Below are 14,356 nucleotides of genomic sequence, written 5' to 3' on the forward strand. Positions count from 1 at the left end.
GCCCGCCCTCGCCGGTCCTGCCCGCGGTGCTCGCCGTCGCGGGCCTGCTCGTCCTCCTCCTCGAGGTGGCGCAGCTGCTCGCCGGGCGCGGGTCGGTGCTCGTCGCCGCCGTGGCCCTCCTCGGCGTCGTGCTCGGCGCGACCGCCGCGCTGCGCCGTCGTGCCGCCGCCCGGGAGGACGGCACGGAGTCCTCCGACGCCTGACGCCGACGCCTCGTCGGCCGCCGGCCGCTCCTCGGCTCAGACGCCGAGGTAGGCGGCCAGGTGCTGCCCGGTGAGCGTGGAGCCGTCGGCGACGAGCTCGGCGGGGGTGCCCTCGAAGACGACGCGGCCGCCGTCGTGCCCCGCTCCTGGCCCCATGTCGACGACGCGGTCGGCGTGCGCGACGACGGCCTGGTGGTGCTCGACGACGACGACCGACGTGCCCTCGTCGACCAGCCGGTCCAGCAGGCCGAGGAGGTGCTCGACGTCCGCGGGGTGCAGGCCGGTCGTGGGCTCGTCGAGGACGAGCACCCCGCCGGGGGAGGCCATCGCCGTCGCGAGGCGCAGCCGCTGGCGCTCGCCGCCGGACAGGGTCGTCAGCGGCTGCCCCAGCCGCAGGTAGCCGAGCCCGACGGCGTCGAGACGGGCGAGGACGACGTGGGCGGCCGGCACGCGGGCCTCGCGGTGCTCGGAGGCGGAGCCGAAGAAGGCCACGGCCTCGGCCACCGGCATCTCGAGGACCTCACTGATGTCCTTGCCGCCGAGGCGGTGCTCGAGCACGGAGGCGTCGAAGCGGCGGCCCTCGCACGCCTCGCAGGTCGTCGAGACCCCGCCGCCGACGGCGAGGTCGACGTAGACGGCGCCCGCGCCGGAGCACACGGGGCAGGCGCCCGCCGAGTTGGCGCTGAAGAGGGCGGGCTTCACGCCGTTCGCCTTCGCGAACGCCTTGCGGACCGGCTCGAGCAGCCCCGTCCACGTCGCCGGGTTGGACCGCCGGGAGCCCTTGATGGGGGTCTGGTCGACCCGCACCACGGGTCGCCCGTCGACCTCCCGGGGCAGCGAGCCGTGGACGAGCGAGCTCTTGCCCGACCCGGCGACGCCCGTGACGACGAGGAGCACGCCGAGGGGGAGGTCGACGTCGACGTCGCGCAGGTTGTGCCGCCTGGCTCCGCGCACCTCGAGCACGCCCGTCGGGGTGCGCACGCGCTGCTTGAGCGGCGTGCGGTCGGCGAGGTGGCGGCCCGTGAGGGTGCCGCTCGTCCGCAGCTCCTCGACGGTGCCCTCGAAGCAGACGGTGCCGCCCGCCGAGCCGGCGCCGGGGCCGAGGTCGACGACGTGGTCGGCCACGGCGACGACCTCGGGTTTGTGCTCGACGACGAGCACGGTGTTCCCCTTGTCGCGCAGGCGCCGCAGCAGCGCCGTGAGCCGCTGGACGTCGTGCGGGTGCAGGCCGCTGCTCGGCTCGTCGAAGACGTAGGTGACGTCGGTGAGCGAGGAGCCGAGGTGGCGCACCATCTTCGTGCGCTGGGACTCCCCGCCCGACAGCGTGCCGGTCGCCCGGTCGAGGGTGAGGTAGCCCAGCCCCACCTCGACGAAGGAGTCGAGCAGCCCTTGCAGCGCTCCGAGGAGCGGTGCGACGGAGGGCTCGTCGAGCCCGCGCACCCATGCGGCGACGTCGGTGACCTGGAGGGCGCAGACGTCGGCGATGGACAGGCCGGCCACGCAGGAGGAGCGCGCGCCCTCCGACAGCCGGGTCCCGCCGCAGGCGGGGCAGGGCGCGAAGGTGGCGGCGCGCTCGACGAAGGCGCGCACGTGCGGCTGCAGCGCGTCGACGTCCTTGGAGAGGAAGGACTTGCGGATCTTCGGGACGAGCCCCTCGTAGGTGAGGTTGATGCCGTCGACGACGACCTTCGTCGGCTCCTTGTGGAGCAGGTCGTGCAGCTCGGCGTCGGTGAACTCGCCGACGGGTTTCGTCGGGTCGAAGAAGCCGGAGCCGCGGTAGATCCGCGCGTACCAGCCGTCGGTGCTGTAGCCGGGCACGGTGATGGCGCCCTGCTCGAGCGACAGCGACGCGTCGTACAGGGCCGTGAGGTCGATGTCGTCCACGCGCCCCAGGCCCTCGCACCGCGGGCACATGCCACCCGTGACGGTGAAGCTGCGGCGCACCGCTGCGCCGTCGCCGACCTTGACGGCTCCGCTGCCGCTCGCGGACGCCACGTTGAACGAGTAGGCCTGCGGCCCGCCGAGGTGCGGCTCGGCGAGCCGGCTGAAGAGGATGCGGAGCATCGCGTTCGCGTCGGTGGCCGTGCCGACGGTCGAGCGGGCGTTCGCGCCCATGCGCTCCTGGTCGACGACGATCGCCGTCGTCAGGCCGTCGAGGACGTCGACGTCGGGGCGCGCCCGGCCGGGCATGAGGCCCTGGAGGAAGGCGCTGTAGGTCTCGTCGACGAGGCGCTGCGACTCCGCGGCGATGGTGCCGAAGACGAGAGAGCTCTTGCCCGACCCGGAGACGCCCGTGACGACGGTGATGCGGCGCTTGGGCAGCTCGACCGAGATGTCGCGCAGGGTGTTCTCGCGGGCTCCGTGCACGCGGATGAGGTCGTGGCCGTCGGCGGGGTGTCCCGGGCCGCCCGGGGCGGCAGCGAGGTCGGGGGGAGCGGGAGCCATGGCGACCTCCGGACGGCGGGCGCGCCCCGGCGGCGGCCCCGCAGGCTTCCTACCGCAGCCCCGCACCGGCGGGAAGGGGCGCGCAGAGCGCACGGGGGGTGACCGCGGCCCGCCTACGCTGGGGCCGTGACCTCCCCGCGCGTCGTCGTGCTCGACCACGGCTCGGGCAACGTCCGCTCCGCCGTCCGCGCCCTCGAGGCGACGGGCGCCGACGTCGCGCTGACGGGGGACCGCGCGGCGGCGCTCGCCGCCGACGGCCTCGTCGTCCCGGGCGTCGGCGCCTTCGCGTCGGTGGCCCGGGACCTGCGCGCCGCCGGCGGTCACGAGGTGGTGGCCGAGCGGCTGGCGGCCGGTCGGCCCGTGCTGGGGATCTGCGTCGGCCTCCAGGTGCTCTTCGGCCGAGGGCTGGAGCACGCCGACGAGCCCGCCTCCGCCGCCGAGGGGCTCGGGCTCTGGCCCGGAGACGTCGCCCGGCTGCCCGCGGCCGTCGTCCCGCACATGGGGTGGAACACCGTCGAGGCGCCGGCCGGGTCGGTGCTCTTCGGCGAGGACCCGGACCCCGACGAGCGCTACTACTTCGTGCACTCGTTCGCCGTGCAGGAGTGGCGCGGGCCGTCCACGGCGGGGGTCACGTGGGCCGAGCACGGCACCCGCTTCGTCGCCGCCGTCGAGGACGGGCCCCTGTCGGCCACGCAGTTCCACCCGGAGAAGTCCGGCGACGCCGGCCAGCGCCTGCTGCGGCGCTGGGTCGCGGCGCTGGGCGACGGGGGAGCGCGGTGAGCCAGCTCGTCGTCGGGCTGGTCCTCGCCGTCCTCGCCGCGTTCCTCCTCGGTGGCGCCCTGTCGCTGGGCCGCCAGGGCCTGCGCCGCGGCGCCGTGGTCACCGGGGTGCTGGCGGCGCTCGCCCTCGTCGGGGCCGGTCTCTACCTCGTGCCGTACGTGCTCGACCGCTGACAGACGTCCCCGCCTCGTCTCAGTAGAGGCACCCGTCTGACGATCTGCTCCGGACGGGGCTGCTGGGACGTCGCCATCGACGCAACTGGCTCGAGCACCTGGGAGCCAACCTCTCGCCGGTTGAGGGTCGCCTGCTGGGACGGGTCAGTCGGTGGCGTCACCCGCGACGCGACGACGGTGGCGGCGCCTCGCGGAGAGTGCCGTGGCACGCGGGTACGCGGCGACGGAGGAGCCTGCGGGGGCCTATCGGGTGATCGAAGTCTGGCGACCAGGTCCTCCGAGTCGCACGCGGGCGCTCAGCCGCAGGTCGTGTTACGTTCGCCGCACTACATCCCCCACGCCTCTCCACGATGCGCACTTGGGGGATTTTTCTTGCCCGGGGAGGTGCGTCGTTGCCTGGACCACCGCGGGCCCGCGGCGAGCTGACCTACGAGAAGCCGCCACTGACCCTCGATGAGCTCGTGGCCCGCCTCGCCGGCCGGGGCCTGCGCATCCCGGAGCCCGACAGGGCGCGCAGGTACCTCCAGCACATCGGCTACTACCGACTCTCCCCGTACACGATCCCCTTCCAGCAGGGAGGGCCTGGGCATGAGTTCCGCGAGGGGGCCGTCTTCGACGACGTGCTCAACCTCTACGTCTTCGACCGTGCGCTGCGGCTGCTGGTCATGGACGCCGTGGAGCGCGTCGAGGTCGCCGTGCGCGCAGCCCTGACGGACCACATGTCGACGACGTACATGGACCCCCACTGGTACGTGGACGCCGGGCACTTCCGAGACAGACACAGGCACGACCGCCTCCTCAAGATGGTCCGAGACACCTGCGACGACAGGCTGCGCGGGACGCCAGACGCAGACGTAGATACGTTGGTCCACAAGTCGGCGCTCGAGCACTACCTGACGACCTACGGGTCTCCCGACCTGCCGCCTTCTTGGTTGATGGTCGAGACCCTGACGATCGGTCAACTGAACACTGCGTACCGCAACCTGGGTCGACGCGCCGACAAGTCTGCCGTCGCTCGGAGGATCGGTCTCCCCGCGACCGTGCTCGAGTCCTGGCTGTCGACCTACGTCCGCGTCCGGAACATCTGCGCCCACCACGGGAGGCTGTGGAACGTCGGCCTCGGCGTCTACCCGGCGATCCCGACGTCCCCCAGGGTCGCGTGGCTGCAGGGTGCCGACGCTCTGCCCGAGAGGTCGACGAAGCGCCTCTACCCGGTGCTCGTCTCCCTGCAGGCCGTGCTCGACTCGGTGTCTCCGCGCAGCAGCTGGGCACGGCGCCTCCATGGCCTGCTCAGTACTCGCCCGGAGATGAACCTCGCCGGGATGGGCATCCCGGAGGACTGGGCGCAAGACCCCTTCTGGAGCCGTCACTTGTCGTGATCTTGCGAAGTGGGGCGACTGCACGAGCAGGTGGACCCTGTGATCGCGACGTCCGGTAGGCCATCGTCAGCGGGACGCTGACCGGCCAGCGATCGTCAGCGGACACCGGGGACTCGGTTGCTGCACCAGCGCCGGGCACCGGCGAAGACGCCAGCAGTGAGGCCAGAGGCGGACCGCCATCGAGCGTCGACGGCTCAGGCGACCGCCATCCGGACGCCGCGACCCACGGGGTGGCGGGCCGTGGGCTTAGCCTCGCCGGATGCGATGGCTACCGGCAGCGATGCGACGCACGCCGACGCCGCAGGTGGCGCTCCTGCTCCCCGCCCCGCTGGACGCTGATGTCGACGGCCTCCTCGCCGACGGGCACTTCACCCGCGCCGTCCGCCTGGTGCGCGAGCGGTCCGGTACTGACTTGCTGACGGCCACGCGCGCCGTCCGGCACCGACAGGACGACCAGCAACTGCCGTAGCCGGCCATCCGGCAGCCCCCGGGCGCGGCAGCCGAAGATCTCTCTGCTGGACGGCGCAGGACTTCCAACACGCTGCTCGGTCCCTACTGTGGTCGGCATGGCCCCTCGAGCAGACCGCTGGTCGCCGAGCCCGACCGCGCTCACGGTCGCGTGCATCGCCGGCCTGTCCGTGAGCGCGAGCATCCTCATCCTGCTCGTCCCGACCCTGCTCAGGCCCGATGCGCAGGTCCACCCACTGGTCGTCGTCGGCCTCGTAGCGCTCTGCGCCGCCTTCACGACCGGCGTGCGTTACTGGCGCCCCCAGGCACCACAGTCCGACCTCAGCTGAGAGCGCACTGCTACACGAGCCGGTGACGGTGGTACCCGTGGCGTCCATGCGAGGTGACCGGATGAGGATGGACAGCGGGACGCTGTCCGGCCAGCGATGGAGAGCGGACACCGAAGGAGCGGTCGTCAGCTGACTCGTCGGGTGCGGTCGGCAACGCGATGCGGGCAGGCAGTCGGCTCGCCGCCGTCGGCCAAGGAGCAAGTCGGTGGTGCAGGGACGACCGGCCCCGACATCCTTATCGGCATGGCTGACCAACACCGCTCGACCGTCATCGTGCACGAGCGGGTCGATACCCGCACGGACGGCCCCAAGACGGGCGGGGAACGGGAGGTCCTCGACCACTTCCTCGAGCTGTACCGCGAGACCGTCCTGCTCAAGATTGTCGACCTCGACGCCGAGCAGCTCGCTCGCCGCGCACTGCCCCCGTCCTCGCTGAGCCTGGTGGGCGTGGTCCGGCACCTGACCGAGGTCGAGGCCTACTGGCTGCGCGTGGTCCTTCTCGACGAGCAGGACGTGCCGGACTACTACTGCACCCTTACCAGCCCGGACGGGGACTTCGACGACGTCGACGAGGCCACCGCAGCAGCCGACGTCGCGGCGTACGAGCGGGAGCTCGTCAGCACGCGCGTAGCTGCTGCGGCCTGGATCGAGCTCGACGCTCCCGTTCGTGGCCTGCGCAGAGGAGAGCCGGTGAACCTGCGCTGGATCCTGGTCCACCTCATCGAGGAGTACGCCCGTCACCTGGGCCACATGGACCTGCTGCGTGAGGCCGTAGACGGCCGAACCGGCTACTGAGAACGCGGCTGGGGACGCCGCCCTGAAGCGCCCCACTTGGCGATCGTCAGCAGGATGGCGAGGCGAGTGAGCCGCGCCACTCGACTTCGCCGTCGACGAGAGCGGGCGTCGGGGTCATGCCGAGGCGGTGGGCGGTGGCAGCTGATGCGACGTTGTCGGGGTGGACGTGGGCGACCAAGACCGCGGTGCCCTGGTCGGAGATCCAGGCTGCGGCGGCTGTCGCCGCCTCGGCGGCCAGACGCTGTCCTTGATGGGCGTCGACGACGACCCACGCGAGCTCGGCGCTGCGGCTGCCGTCAGCGGCCTGGCTGATGGTGGCCTGGAGGGTGCCGACGAGTTGGTCGGAGCGACGCTCGCGCAGCATCCAGTTGAGCCAGCCGTGCTGGCCGTCGGGGGAGTGGCCGACGACCTGGCGGGCGTAGCGCTGCTGCAGCTCGTCGGCGGTCGCGGGGTGCCCGCCGGTGTAGCGGTGCAAGGTCTGGTCGGCGAAGGCGGTGGCGGCCTGCTCGGCGTGGGCGACGCGCAGTGGCTCGAGGACGAGCCGATGGGTCTGGAGCTCCGTCGCGGAGGGCCACGCAGGGGGGTTCACTTGGTCAGCATGGCCGGAAGGGTCCAACTACTCCGATGACCGATCCACAGCGGGACGCTGACCGGCCAGCGATCGCCTGCTGGCACGCTCCGCCGGCCGATCGGTCAGCGGGGCACTCGTCGCAGGCACGCAGAGCCGGCGACGGCCGCTCCCACGCCGGCGAGTGTGACGGTCACGACCGCTGGCCAGAGGACCTTCGCAGCCTCCGCTCTCTCCCCTGGGCTCGACTCGAAGACCATGGGCAGCGCCATGACGGCTGCGAGGACCAGTAGCCCGATGGCGGTCAGCCACAGCCAGAGGGCGCCCCACGACCAACGGCTCGACGGGCCGCTCACGATCGCCATGCCGCGACGGTGAGACCCCCGACTGCTGCCCCGCTCGGCATCCCGCAGACGATCGTCTACCGGCCCGCTCCGGGGTGCTGTGGACGTGGCTTCACACCCCTGCCCCCTTGGCCCACACCCTTCAGCCAGGCTCGCTGGCGTTGCTCTCGGTCGATCCAGTGCTCTCGTAGACGGCCGCGACCCAGTAAGTCTCTGGCTCGGCGGTGATGGTGACCTCGACTTGCCCACCGGTGCTTCCGTTCCCGCCGCTGGACTCTCCTCGTTGACAGGGCCGGTCCAAGGGGTTCTGCTCGAACTCCAGCTGGAGGAACGCTTCGTCGGCCGCTTCGGCCTGCGGGTCGGTGATCGAGACCCCAGGCATCTCGTCCGACAGGCACCGGATCCTCCAGCGGTAGCCCTCGGCGGTGCTGAAGGTCGGCAGTGCCCTGGTGCCGACGCCGACCGTTGGTGGCACGAGCAGGTCGTTGTCCTCGGACAGTCCCTGCAGGTAGGTCGTCATCTCGATGACCGCGTCAGCGTCCGGCACCTCTTCCCCGGCGGAGCAGCCGGGGAGCGCCAGCGCGGAGACCGCCAGCGCGGAGACCGCCAGGACAGCCCCGAGGGACGCACGTGGTGATGAGGCCATGCACTCCACCGTGGCACAGCCGTCCCGTAGCCGATCGTCAGCGGGACGCTGACCGGCCAGCGATCCGATGTGGGTCGGCCACGGGGTAGCGGCGGTGCCGGCCCCGAGCGGCCGTGGCCGTACCGGCAGGCGGTCGCCTTCTGGGACGCCGAAGAAGCGCGCCGCTGGTCAGGGACGAGTCGCGTCCGTCGTGCTGGCCCCTAGGACGCTCAGCAGCGCGAGGGCCTGGGCGTCGCTGGAGCCCTGTGGTGCGGTGTAGAGGACGAGGTGCTGGTCGCGGTCGGGCAGCAGGAGGGCGTCGCAGTCGACGGTGACCTTCCCGACGGAGGGGTGGTGGAAGGTCTTCGTCAGCATCGGCGGCGCCTGGACGTCGTGGCGCTCCCACAGGCGGGTGAACTCGGTGCTCCCGGCGAGCAGGTCCTCGACCAGGCCGCTGAGGGCGGGGTCGTCGGGGTAGGTGGCCAGGGCTGAGCGCAGCTGCATCGCCACGCCCTGGCGGAAGTCTGCGCCGTCGGCGATGCCGTAGAGGGGCTCGTCCGGGTGGGGCGGGTCGAGGAAGGCCCGGCGGGCGAGGTTGCGGTCCTGGGGGGCCAGGGCGCCGAAGTCCTCCATGAGGGCGGCGGCCAGGTTGTTCCAGGCGAGCACCTCGTAGGCGGCCGACAGCACGAACGCCGCTGTCTGGGGCAGCCGACCGATCATCGCGAGGATGCTTCGTCGGACCTCGCGGGGGTGCAGGCCTCGCGAGAGCGGAGCGGTGCCGGCGAGCAGGTGCAGATGGGCGGACTCGGTGTCGCTCAGGCGCAGGGCGCCGGCGATCCCGGCGAGGACCTCGGCCGACGGGCGCGGCGCCCGGCCCTGCTCGAGACGGACGTAGTACTCGGTCGAGATGTGCGCGAGGACGGCGACCTCCTCCCGGCGAAGCCCCGGGGTGCGTCGCCGCGACCCCGCCGGCAGGCCGACGTCCTGCGGTGCCAGCCGCCCACGGCGGCTGCGCAGGAAGGCCCCGAGCTCGAGTGCGTCCATGCCACCGAGTCTGCTGCCGGGCCGAGGTCCGAGCTGCGGCGCAGCCTGGTACCGCTGGTGCCTGGATGAGCCCCTCGCCACCGCGGACGGTGGACCCATGACCACCACCGACACCACCACGACCGCTCACGACACGACCCCGGTCGGCCTGCTCACGGGCAAGGTCGTCCTCGTCACCGGGGCCAGCCGCGGCATCGGCGCGGCCGCCGCCAGGCTGTTCGCCGAGGAGGGCGCCGTCGTCGTCCTCGCCGCCCGCAGCACCGACGCCCTGGAGGGCGTCGTCGCCGACGTCCGCGCCGGCGGGGGCGTCGCCGACGCCGTGACCATGGACCTGGCGGACCCGGTGAGCATCCGCGCGGCCGTCGACCGGGTCGAGCAGCGGCACGGCCGCCTGGACGGGGCCTTCAACAACGGTGCCGCCGGTCAGAGCCCCGGTCCGCTGGATGCCACCAGCGAGGACGACATCGACCGGCAGTACGCCGTCAACTTCCGCGGGCAGTGGACCGCCATGACCGCCGAGGCTGAGCTGATGCGCCGCAGCGGCGGAGGCGCGATCGTCAACACCTCGAGCATCGGCAGCCGTCGGGCGAACCCGCACCTGCCTGCCTACGGCGCCATGAAGAGGGCGCTGAACAGCCTCACCGAGACAGCCGCCGTCACGTGGGGCGCCGAGGGCATCCGGGTCAACGGCCTCACCCCCGGTGGCACCGCGACCGAGATGATCGACGACTGGGAGGCCGCGACGCCCGGCATCGTCGACGCCATCACCGCCTCGACCCCGCTGGGGCGGATGGCCCAGCCCCGAGAGGTCGCCGAGGCCGCCGCCTGGCTCCTCAGCGACCGTGCCTCCATGGTCACCGGCGTGAGCCTGCCCGTCGACGGAGGCGCCGGCGCCTGACCCTCCCGACGACACCGCCCGGGTGGTGCAGCTCCCGCCAGATCCTGCTGCATCAACCGGCGGCTGTGCCGGATGACGACGGCGGTCTCAGGGGGTCCGGCGGCGAGGTGCTCGAGCGGCGGTCTCGCTCAATCGAAGAAGCTGAGCCCGTCGGGGTCGGGGAACTGGCTGAAGGGCGTCCCGTCGCTCAGCGGGGCGAGCTCGAGCTCGCTGAGCCGGTCTCCGTCGATGAAGAGCAGGAGCAGGGCGCCGGTGGTGCTGGCCTGGAGGACGACTCGGTCGTCGTGCAGCTCAGGCGTCGAGCCGTCGGTGTCCGTCAGTCCGATGGACGGGCACGTGCCGCATCCGCAGGGGCGGCCGGCGCGCGTGCGGGGCACCTGGGCCAGCCAGCGGGAGCGGTCGGCGTCAGTGACGGAGGTGTCGTCGCCCATCGTGACGCCGCGTTCGATCATCGCGACGAGGACGGCCTCCTCTCTGAGCGTCAGCGGCCGTGGTGAGCAGGTGCCGTCGACTGGCTCCATGCCGTCATCCTCTCGTCGCCCGTGAGGAGGTACTCGGCTGGGGCAGCCGCGTGAGAGCAGCGGAGAGGTGGCCGAGGTCCTCCGCGTCGCCGCGTCGTGCCTGGCGCGCGTCGGCAGGGCGTCGACCTCCTCGGCCGCCTCAGCGCCCGCCCCGCCAGGAAGACGGGTCGGCGCGCGCCGCGCGGCTGCCAGGATGAGCGGGTGACCTCCAGCGACGAGAAGCCGAGCGACCAGACCCCCGGCGCGGCCCCGCGCCTGCAGCTGCTGCCCGCCGTCGACGTCGCCGACGGCCAGGCCGTCCGCCTCGTCCAGGGCGAGGCCGGCTCGGAGACCGGCTACGGCGACCCGCTCGAGGCGGCGCTCGCGTGGCAGGAGGGCGGGGCGGAGTGGGTCCACCTCGTCGACCTCGACGCCGCCTTCGGGCGCGGCTCGAACGCCGAGCTGCTCGCGGACGTCGTCGGCCGCCTCGACGTCGCCGTCGAGCTGTCGGGCGGCATCCGCGACGACGCCTCCCTCGAGCGGGCGCTCGCCACCGGCTGCCGTCGCGTCAACCTCGGCACGGCCGCGCTCGAGGACCCGGAGTGGACCCGCCGGGCCATCGCCGAGCACGGCGACCGCGTCGCCGTGGGCCTCGACGTCCGAGGCACGACGCTGGCCGCGCGGGGCTGGACGCAGGAGGGCGGCGACCTCTGGGAGGTGCTCGCCCGGCTCGACGCCGACGGGTGCGCCCGCTACGTCGTCACCGACGTGACCAAGGACGGCACCCTGCGCGGGCCGAACGCCGCTCTGCTGGAGCAGGTGTGCGCGGCCACCGACCGTCCCGTCGTCGCCTCGGGCGGTGTCTCGAGCCTCGAGGACCTGCGGGTGCTGCGCGCCCTCGTGCCCAGTGGCGTCGAGGGCGCCATCGTCGGCAAGGCGCTCTACGCGCAGGCGTTCACGCTCGGCGAGGCGCTCGACGTCGCCGGGCGGCCGTGACGACGCCCGCCCCCGGCCACGCCCACGGCCACGCCCACGGGGCGCCCGGGGCGGGCGCTGACTCCGGCGGCGTCCCGTGGGCTGGGCGCACCCTCACGCCCAGCCCCTTCGCGGGCGACGACGGAGCGGCCGACGAGCGCGTGGTCGCCGCCCTCGCGGACCGCGACGCCACGGGTCCCGCGGCGGTCGTGGCGGCGCTCGCGGGCACGCGCGTCTTCGTGCCCGTGGTGGCCGTCGCGGCGGGGGAGGAGGCCTCGCCCCTCACCGGCGTCACCTCCGACACCGGCGCCGACATGGCCGTCGTCACGCTGCAGGCCCCGGACGGGCGCCGGGCGATGCCCGTCTTCACCTCCACGGCCGCGCTCAGCGCCTGGGACCCCGCGGCCCGGCCCGTGCCCAGCGAGGTCGAGCGCGCCGCGCTGTCCGCCGCCGACGAGGGCTGCGCGCTGCTCGTCGTCGACCCGGCGGCGGAGCGGCCCTTCGTCGTGCCGCGCCCCGCGCTCGAGGCGCTGGCCCAGCAGCGGGCGTGGCGGCCGTCGTGGGAGCGCGACGACGTCGCCGCGGCCGTCCGGGCCGCCGCGGAGGTCGAGCCGGCGGTGGCCTCCGCCGTCGTCGAGCGCGGACGGCGCGCGGAGACGGCGGTCGTCCTCGCGCTGGCGCCCGGCCTCGACCGCCCCGCCCTCGACGCCCTGCTGGAGCGCGTGCAGACCCGGCTGGCCGCCTCGCCCCTCGTCGCCGAGGCCGTCGACTCCCTCGAGGTCCGGCTCACGACGGCGTCCTGACCCGCCCTGCCTCACCGGCCCCGACGGGGCGGGTGGACCAGCTGCCGGGGAGGCCGGTCGGCAGGGCCCATGACCACCACCGCCGTCATCGGCGCCGGCCGTGGCCTGGGCCGCGCCGTCGCCCGCCGCTCCGGCTCAGAGGGCATCTCCGTGGGCCCCCGTCCCGCAGCCGGTCCCGCGTCGACGCCCTCGCCGACGAGCTCGGCACGGAGGGCGTGCACGGCCGCGGCTCCGCCGCCGACGTCCGCGACCGGCCTCTCCCACAGAGGCTCTCGAGCGGGACACCGCCGAGCTGGGTCCGATCGAGGTGCTGCAGGACAGCCCGCTGCCGCGGGAGGACGTCAGGCGGCCCGTGCCCGAGACGACTCCCGAGGACCTGCGCGGACCGGTCGAGCCCTCGACCTGCGGCCCGGTCGCCGCCGTCCACCAGGTGCTGCCCGGCATCCGCTTCCTCGGCGAGGGCAGGGGGACCTGCTGTGCGTCGAGCGCCGACTGACCGTCAGGTCCGGCCGGCGGCGGCCCGCTCCCGGGCCGCCACCACCGCCGGCGCGCTGAGGGAGGCCAGCAGCGCGTCCGAGGTGGCCAGCGCGGCGCGGTCGGTGGTGCTCGACGTCGCCATGACCTCCTCGGCACCGGTGGCGTCGACGAGGCGCGCCAGCACCCGCTCCACCTCGTCGGGCGCGCCGGTGACCGTGGTGCGCCCCGCGGCCTCCAGGTGCCGGCGCTCGGAGCCGGTGGGTCGCCGATGTCGCAGGACCTCCACCGGCTCGAGCGGCGGGAAGGCGCCGCGGGTCCGGGCCTCGGCCATGGCCCACGCCTCGGGGAGCGCGAGGTCGGCCGCCGCGCCCGCGTCGTGGGCGACGAGGACGTCGAGGGCCACGAGGACGAGCGGGTGCGGCTGACGCGGGGAGGGGCGGAAGTCGCGGCGGTAGTCGGCGAGGGCGGCGAGCGCCTCCGCTGCGGCTCCGTCCCCGGACCCGTCCGCCAGCAGCGGCGCCAGCAGCGGCCCCCCGACGACGACGGGCAGCCCCAACCGCGCCGCCACGCCCAGGCCGGCCCCGGTGGCGAGGACGAGCAGCGGCACGTCGGTGCCCTGCGGCCGCGCGGTGACCTCCGCGGTGCCGTCGAGGTGGGTCCGCAGGTCCTCGAGGTCGCGTTCGAAGGCGTCGTCGTCCGCCGCGACGCCCTCGCGCCGCAGCGCGCGCCGCACCGGGGCGGTGAAGCCCGGGGAGCGCCCGACGCCGAGGTCCACCCGCCCGGGGTGCAGCGCCGCCAGCGTGGCGAACTGCTCGGCGACGACGAGGGGCGCGTGGTTGGGCAGCATGACGCCGCCCGAGCCCACCCGCAGGTGCGCCGTCGCGGCGAGCACCGCGCCGGCGAGCACCGCCGGTGCGGAGCCGGCGACGCCCGGGACGGCGTGGTGCTCCGCCACCCAGGAGCGGCGCAGCCCCAGCGCCTCGGAGCGCCGTGCCCGTTCGACGACCCCCGTCAGGGCGAGGGCGTCGGGCTCGCCGGTGCGCGTGCGGGCGCGGTCGAGCAGGGACAGCGGGACGTCGAGCACCTCCGCGGAACGCCACCGCCCCGGCGTCCCTTCCGCCTCGACGGACGGGCGGGCGCCGCCGTCGGGGCGGCAGGATGGCGGCCGTGGACGACGCCGACGCCAGCACGCCCGACGCCAGCACGCCCGACGCCGGCACCGCTAGCGGCGACGCCGGGGGCCCCGAGCCGGCGGTCGTGCCGGTCGAGGGCGGGATCCGGCTGGGCCAGCTCCTCAAGCTCGCCTCGCTCGTCGACACGGGCGCCGACGCCAAGGAGGCGCTCGCGGCGGGCGTCGTGCGCGTCAACGGCGAGGTCGAGGTGCGCCGGGGCCGTCAGCTGGCCTCCGGGGACGTCGTCGCCGTCGACGTGCCCGACGCCGTCCACCTCGAGCAGCACGCACCGCCCGTCGTCCAGCTCCCACAGGACGTCGAGGTAGCGGCGCCGGCCGCTCGCGTCGAGCCGCACCACCTGCTGCTGCGGCACGGGCA

General features: G+C 74.4%; 17 protein-coding genes and 1 pseudogene. 12 read left to right on the forward strand and 6 right to left on the reverse strand.

Annotated features, from left to right (window positions below; translation table 11 throughout):
* A pseudogene (locus tag HLB09_RS05270) lies at positions 1–203 on the forward strand (hypothetical protein); the annotation flags it as partial.
* Positions 204–239: 36 nt separating this feature from the next.
* Here HLB09_RS05270 and HLB09_RS05275 read toward each other — a convergent pair.
* Positions 240–2,648 (reverse strand): ATP-binding cassette domain-containing protein, encoded by a 2,409-nt coding sequence (locus HLB09_RS05275; RefSeq protein WP_171202359.1) that lies wholly within the window; start codon positions 2,646–2,648, stop codon positions 240–242.
* A gap of 126 nt (positions 2,649–2,774) precedes the next feature.
* On the opposite strand from HLB09_RS05275, the gene hisH reads away from it, so the two are divergent.
* From hisH to HLB09_RS05305, 6 genes are all read left to right on the forward strand, one after another.
* Positions 2,775–3,428 (forward strand): imidazole glycerol phosphate synthase subunit HisH, encoded by a 654-nt coding sequence (gene hisH / locus HLB09_RS05280; protein WP_171202360.1) that lies wholly within the window; start codon positions 2,775–2,777, stop codon positions 3,426–3,428.
* Positions 3,425–3,601 carry a hypothetical protein gene (locus HLB09_RS05285; RefSeq protein ID WP_171202361.1) on the forward strand — a complete coding sequence of 59 codons (177 nt, stop codon included), beginning with the start codon at positions 3,425–3,427 and terminating at the stop codon, positions 3,599–3,601. The genes hisH and HLB09_RS05285 overlap by 4 nt, the downstream gene beginning before the upstream one ends.
* A gap of 350 nt (positions 3,602–3,951) precedes the next feature.
* Complete coding sequence (locus tag HLB09_RS05290; protein ID WP_171202362.1) at positions 3,952–4,980, forward strand: Abi family protein; 1,029 nt, start codon at positions 3,952–3,954, stop codon at positions 4,978–4,980.
* 280 nt (positions 4,981–5,260) lie between these two features.
* Positions 5,261–5,449 (forward strand): hypothetical protein, encoded by a 189-nt coding sequence (locus tag HLB09_RS05295; RefSeq protein WP_171201962.1) that lies wholly within the window; start codon positions 5,261–5,263, stop codon positions 5,447–5,449.
* 97 nt (positions 5,450–5,546) lie between these two features.
* Positions 5,547–5,777: a hypothetical protein gene (locus tag HLB09_RS05300; RefSeq protein ID WP_171202363.1), complete on the forward strand. Its 231-nt coding sequence runs from the start codon at positions 5,547–5,549 to the stop codon at positions 5,775–5,777.
* 243 nt (positions 5,778–6,020) lie between these two features.
* Positions 6,021–6,572 carry a DinB family protein gene (locus HLB09_RS05305; protein WP_171202364.1) on the forward strand — a complete coding sequence of 184 codons (552 nt, stop codon included), beginning with the start codon at positions 6,021–6,023 and terminating at the stop codon, positions 6,570–6,572.
* A gap of 46 nt (positions 6,573–6,618) precedes the next feature.
* Here the strand turns inward: HLB09_RS05305 and HLB09_RS05310 are convergent, their stop codons facing one another.
* From HLB09_RS05310 to HLB09_RS05320, 3 genes are all read right to left on the reverse strand, one after another.
* On the reverse strand, positions 6,619–7,161 hold the full coding sequence (locus HLB09_RS05310) for a GNAT family N-acetyltransferase (protein ID WP_171202365.1): 543 nt from the start codon (positions 7,159–7,161) through the stop codon (positions 6,619–6,621).
* A gap of 465 nt (positions 7,162–7,626) precedes the next feature.
* The gene (locus HLB09_RS05315; RefSeq protein WP_171202366.1) at positions 7,627–8,130 is read right to left on the reverse strand and encodes a hypothetical protein; all 504 of its coding nucleotides are present in this window, start codon (positions 8,128–8,130) and stop codon (positions 7,627–7,629) included.
* Between the two features lie 168 nt (positions 8,131–8,298).
* A complete protein-coding gene (locus HLB09_RS05320) occupies positions 8,299–9,153 on the reverse strand; it encodes a helix-turn-helix transcriptional regulator (protein ID WP_171202367.1) in 855 nt (284 codons plus the stop codon).
* Between the two features lie 97 nt (positions 9,154–9,250).
* On the opposite strand from HLB09_RS05320, the gene HLB09_RS05325 reads away from it, so the two are divergent.
* Entirely contained in the window at positions 9,251–10,051 is an 801-nt protein-coding gene (locus tag HLB09_RS05325) for an SDR family NAD(P)-dependent oxidoreductase (protein ID WP_171202368.1), read from the forward strand.
* A gap of 128 nt (positions 10,052–10,179) precedes the next feature.
* Here the strand turns inward: HLB09_RS05325 and HLB09_RS05330 are convergent, their stop codons facing one another.
* Positions 10,180–10,572, reverse strand: coding sequence for a hypothetical protein (locus tag HLB09_RS05330; protein ID WP_171202369.1), 393 nt, complete (start codon positions 10,570–10,572; stop codon positions 10,180–10,182).
* 201 nt (positions 10,573–10,773) lie between these two features.
* On the opposite strand from HLB09_RS05330, the gene priA reads away from it, so the two are divergent.
* From priA to HLB09_RS05345, 3 genes are all read left to right on the forward strand, one after another.
* Complete coding sequence (gene priA, locus HLB09_RS05335) at positions 10,774–11,547, forward strand: bifunctional 1-(5-phosphoribosyl)-5-((5-phosphoribosylamino)methylideneamino)imidazole-4-carboxamide isomerase/phosphoribosylanthranilate isomerase PriA (RefSeq protein ID WP_171202370.1); 774 nt, start codon at positions 10,774–10,776, stop codon at positions 11,545–11,547.
* Positions 11,544–12,329, forward strand: coding sequence for an SseB family protein (locus HLB09_RS05340; RefSeq protein WP_171202371.1), 786 nt, complete (start codon positions 11,544–11,546; stop codon positions 12,327–12,329). Before priA ends, HLB09_RS05340 begins: the two co-directional genes overlap by 4 nt.
* Positions 12,330–12,681: 352 nt before the next feature.
* Entirely contained in the window at positions 12,682–12,825 is a 144-nt protein-coding gene (locus HLB09_RS05345; RefSeq protein ID WP_171202372.1) for a hypothetical protein, read from the forward strand.
* Between the two features lie 3 nt (positions 12,826–12,828).
* Here HLB09_RS05345 and HLB09_RS05350 read toward each other — a convergent pair whose 3' ends face one another.
* Positions 12,829–13,890 carry an MsnO8 family LLM class oxidoreductase gene (locus HLB09_RS05350; RefSeq protein WP_171202373.1) on the reverse strand — a complete coding sequence of 354 codons (1,062 nt, stop codon included), beginning with the start codon at positions 13,888–13,890 and terminating at the stop codon, positions 12,829–12,831.
* Between the two features lie 83 nt (positions 13,891–13,973).
* Here HLB09_RS05350 and HLB09_RS20330 point away from each other — a divergent pair.
* Positions 13,974–14,356, forward strand: a 383-nt coding sequence (locus HLB09_RS20330; protein WP_409372979.1) for an RNA-binding S4 domain-containing protein, incomplete at its 3' end; no start/stop codon positions are given.

Origin of the sequence: Pseudokineococcus marinus, assembly GCF_013004605.1 — a bacterium.
GTDB classification, from domain to species: Bacteria; Actinomycetota; Actinomycetes; order Actinomycetales; family Quadrisphaeraceae; genus Pseudokineococcus; species Pseudokineococcus marinus.

Coding starts and splice junctions, on each gene's coding strand:
- HLB09_RS05275 (WP_171202359.1), bottom strand. CDS start 2,648: ATGGCTCCCGCTCCCCCCGACCTCGCTGCCGCCCCGGGCGGCCCGGGA.
- HLB09_RS05290 (WP_171202362.1), top strand. CDS start 3,952: ATGCGCACTTGGGGGATTTTTCTTGCCCGGGGAGGTGCGTCGTTGCCT.
- HLB09_RS05295 (WP_171201962.1), top strand. CDS start 5,261: ATGCGACGCACGCCGACGCCGCAGGTGGCGCTCCTGCTCCCCGCCCCG.
- HLB09_RS05300 (WP_171202363.1), top strand. CDS start 5,547: ATGGCCCCTCGAGCAGACCGCTGGTCGCCGAGCCCGACCGCGCTCACG.
- HLB09_RS05305 (WP_171202364.1), top strand. CDS start 6,021: ATGGCTGACCAACACCGCTCGACCGTCATCGTGCACGAGCGGGTCGAT.
- HLB09_RS05315 (WP_171202366.1), bottom strand. CDS start 8,130: ATGGCCTCATCACCACGTGCGTCCCTCGGGGCTGTCCTGGCGGTCTCC.
- HLB09_RS05320 (WP_171202367.1), bottom strand. CDS start 9,153: ATGGACGCACTCGAGCTCGGGGCCTTCCTGCGCAGCCGCCGTGGGCGG.
- HLB09_RS05325 (WP_171202368.1), top strand. CDS start 9,251: ATGACCACCACCGACACCACCACGACCGCTCACGACACGACCCCGGTC.
- HLB09_RS05330 (WP_171202369.1), bottom strand. CDS start 10,572: ATGGAGCCAGTCGACGGCACCTGCTCACCACGGCCGCTGACGCTCAGA.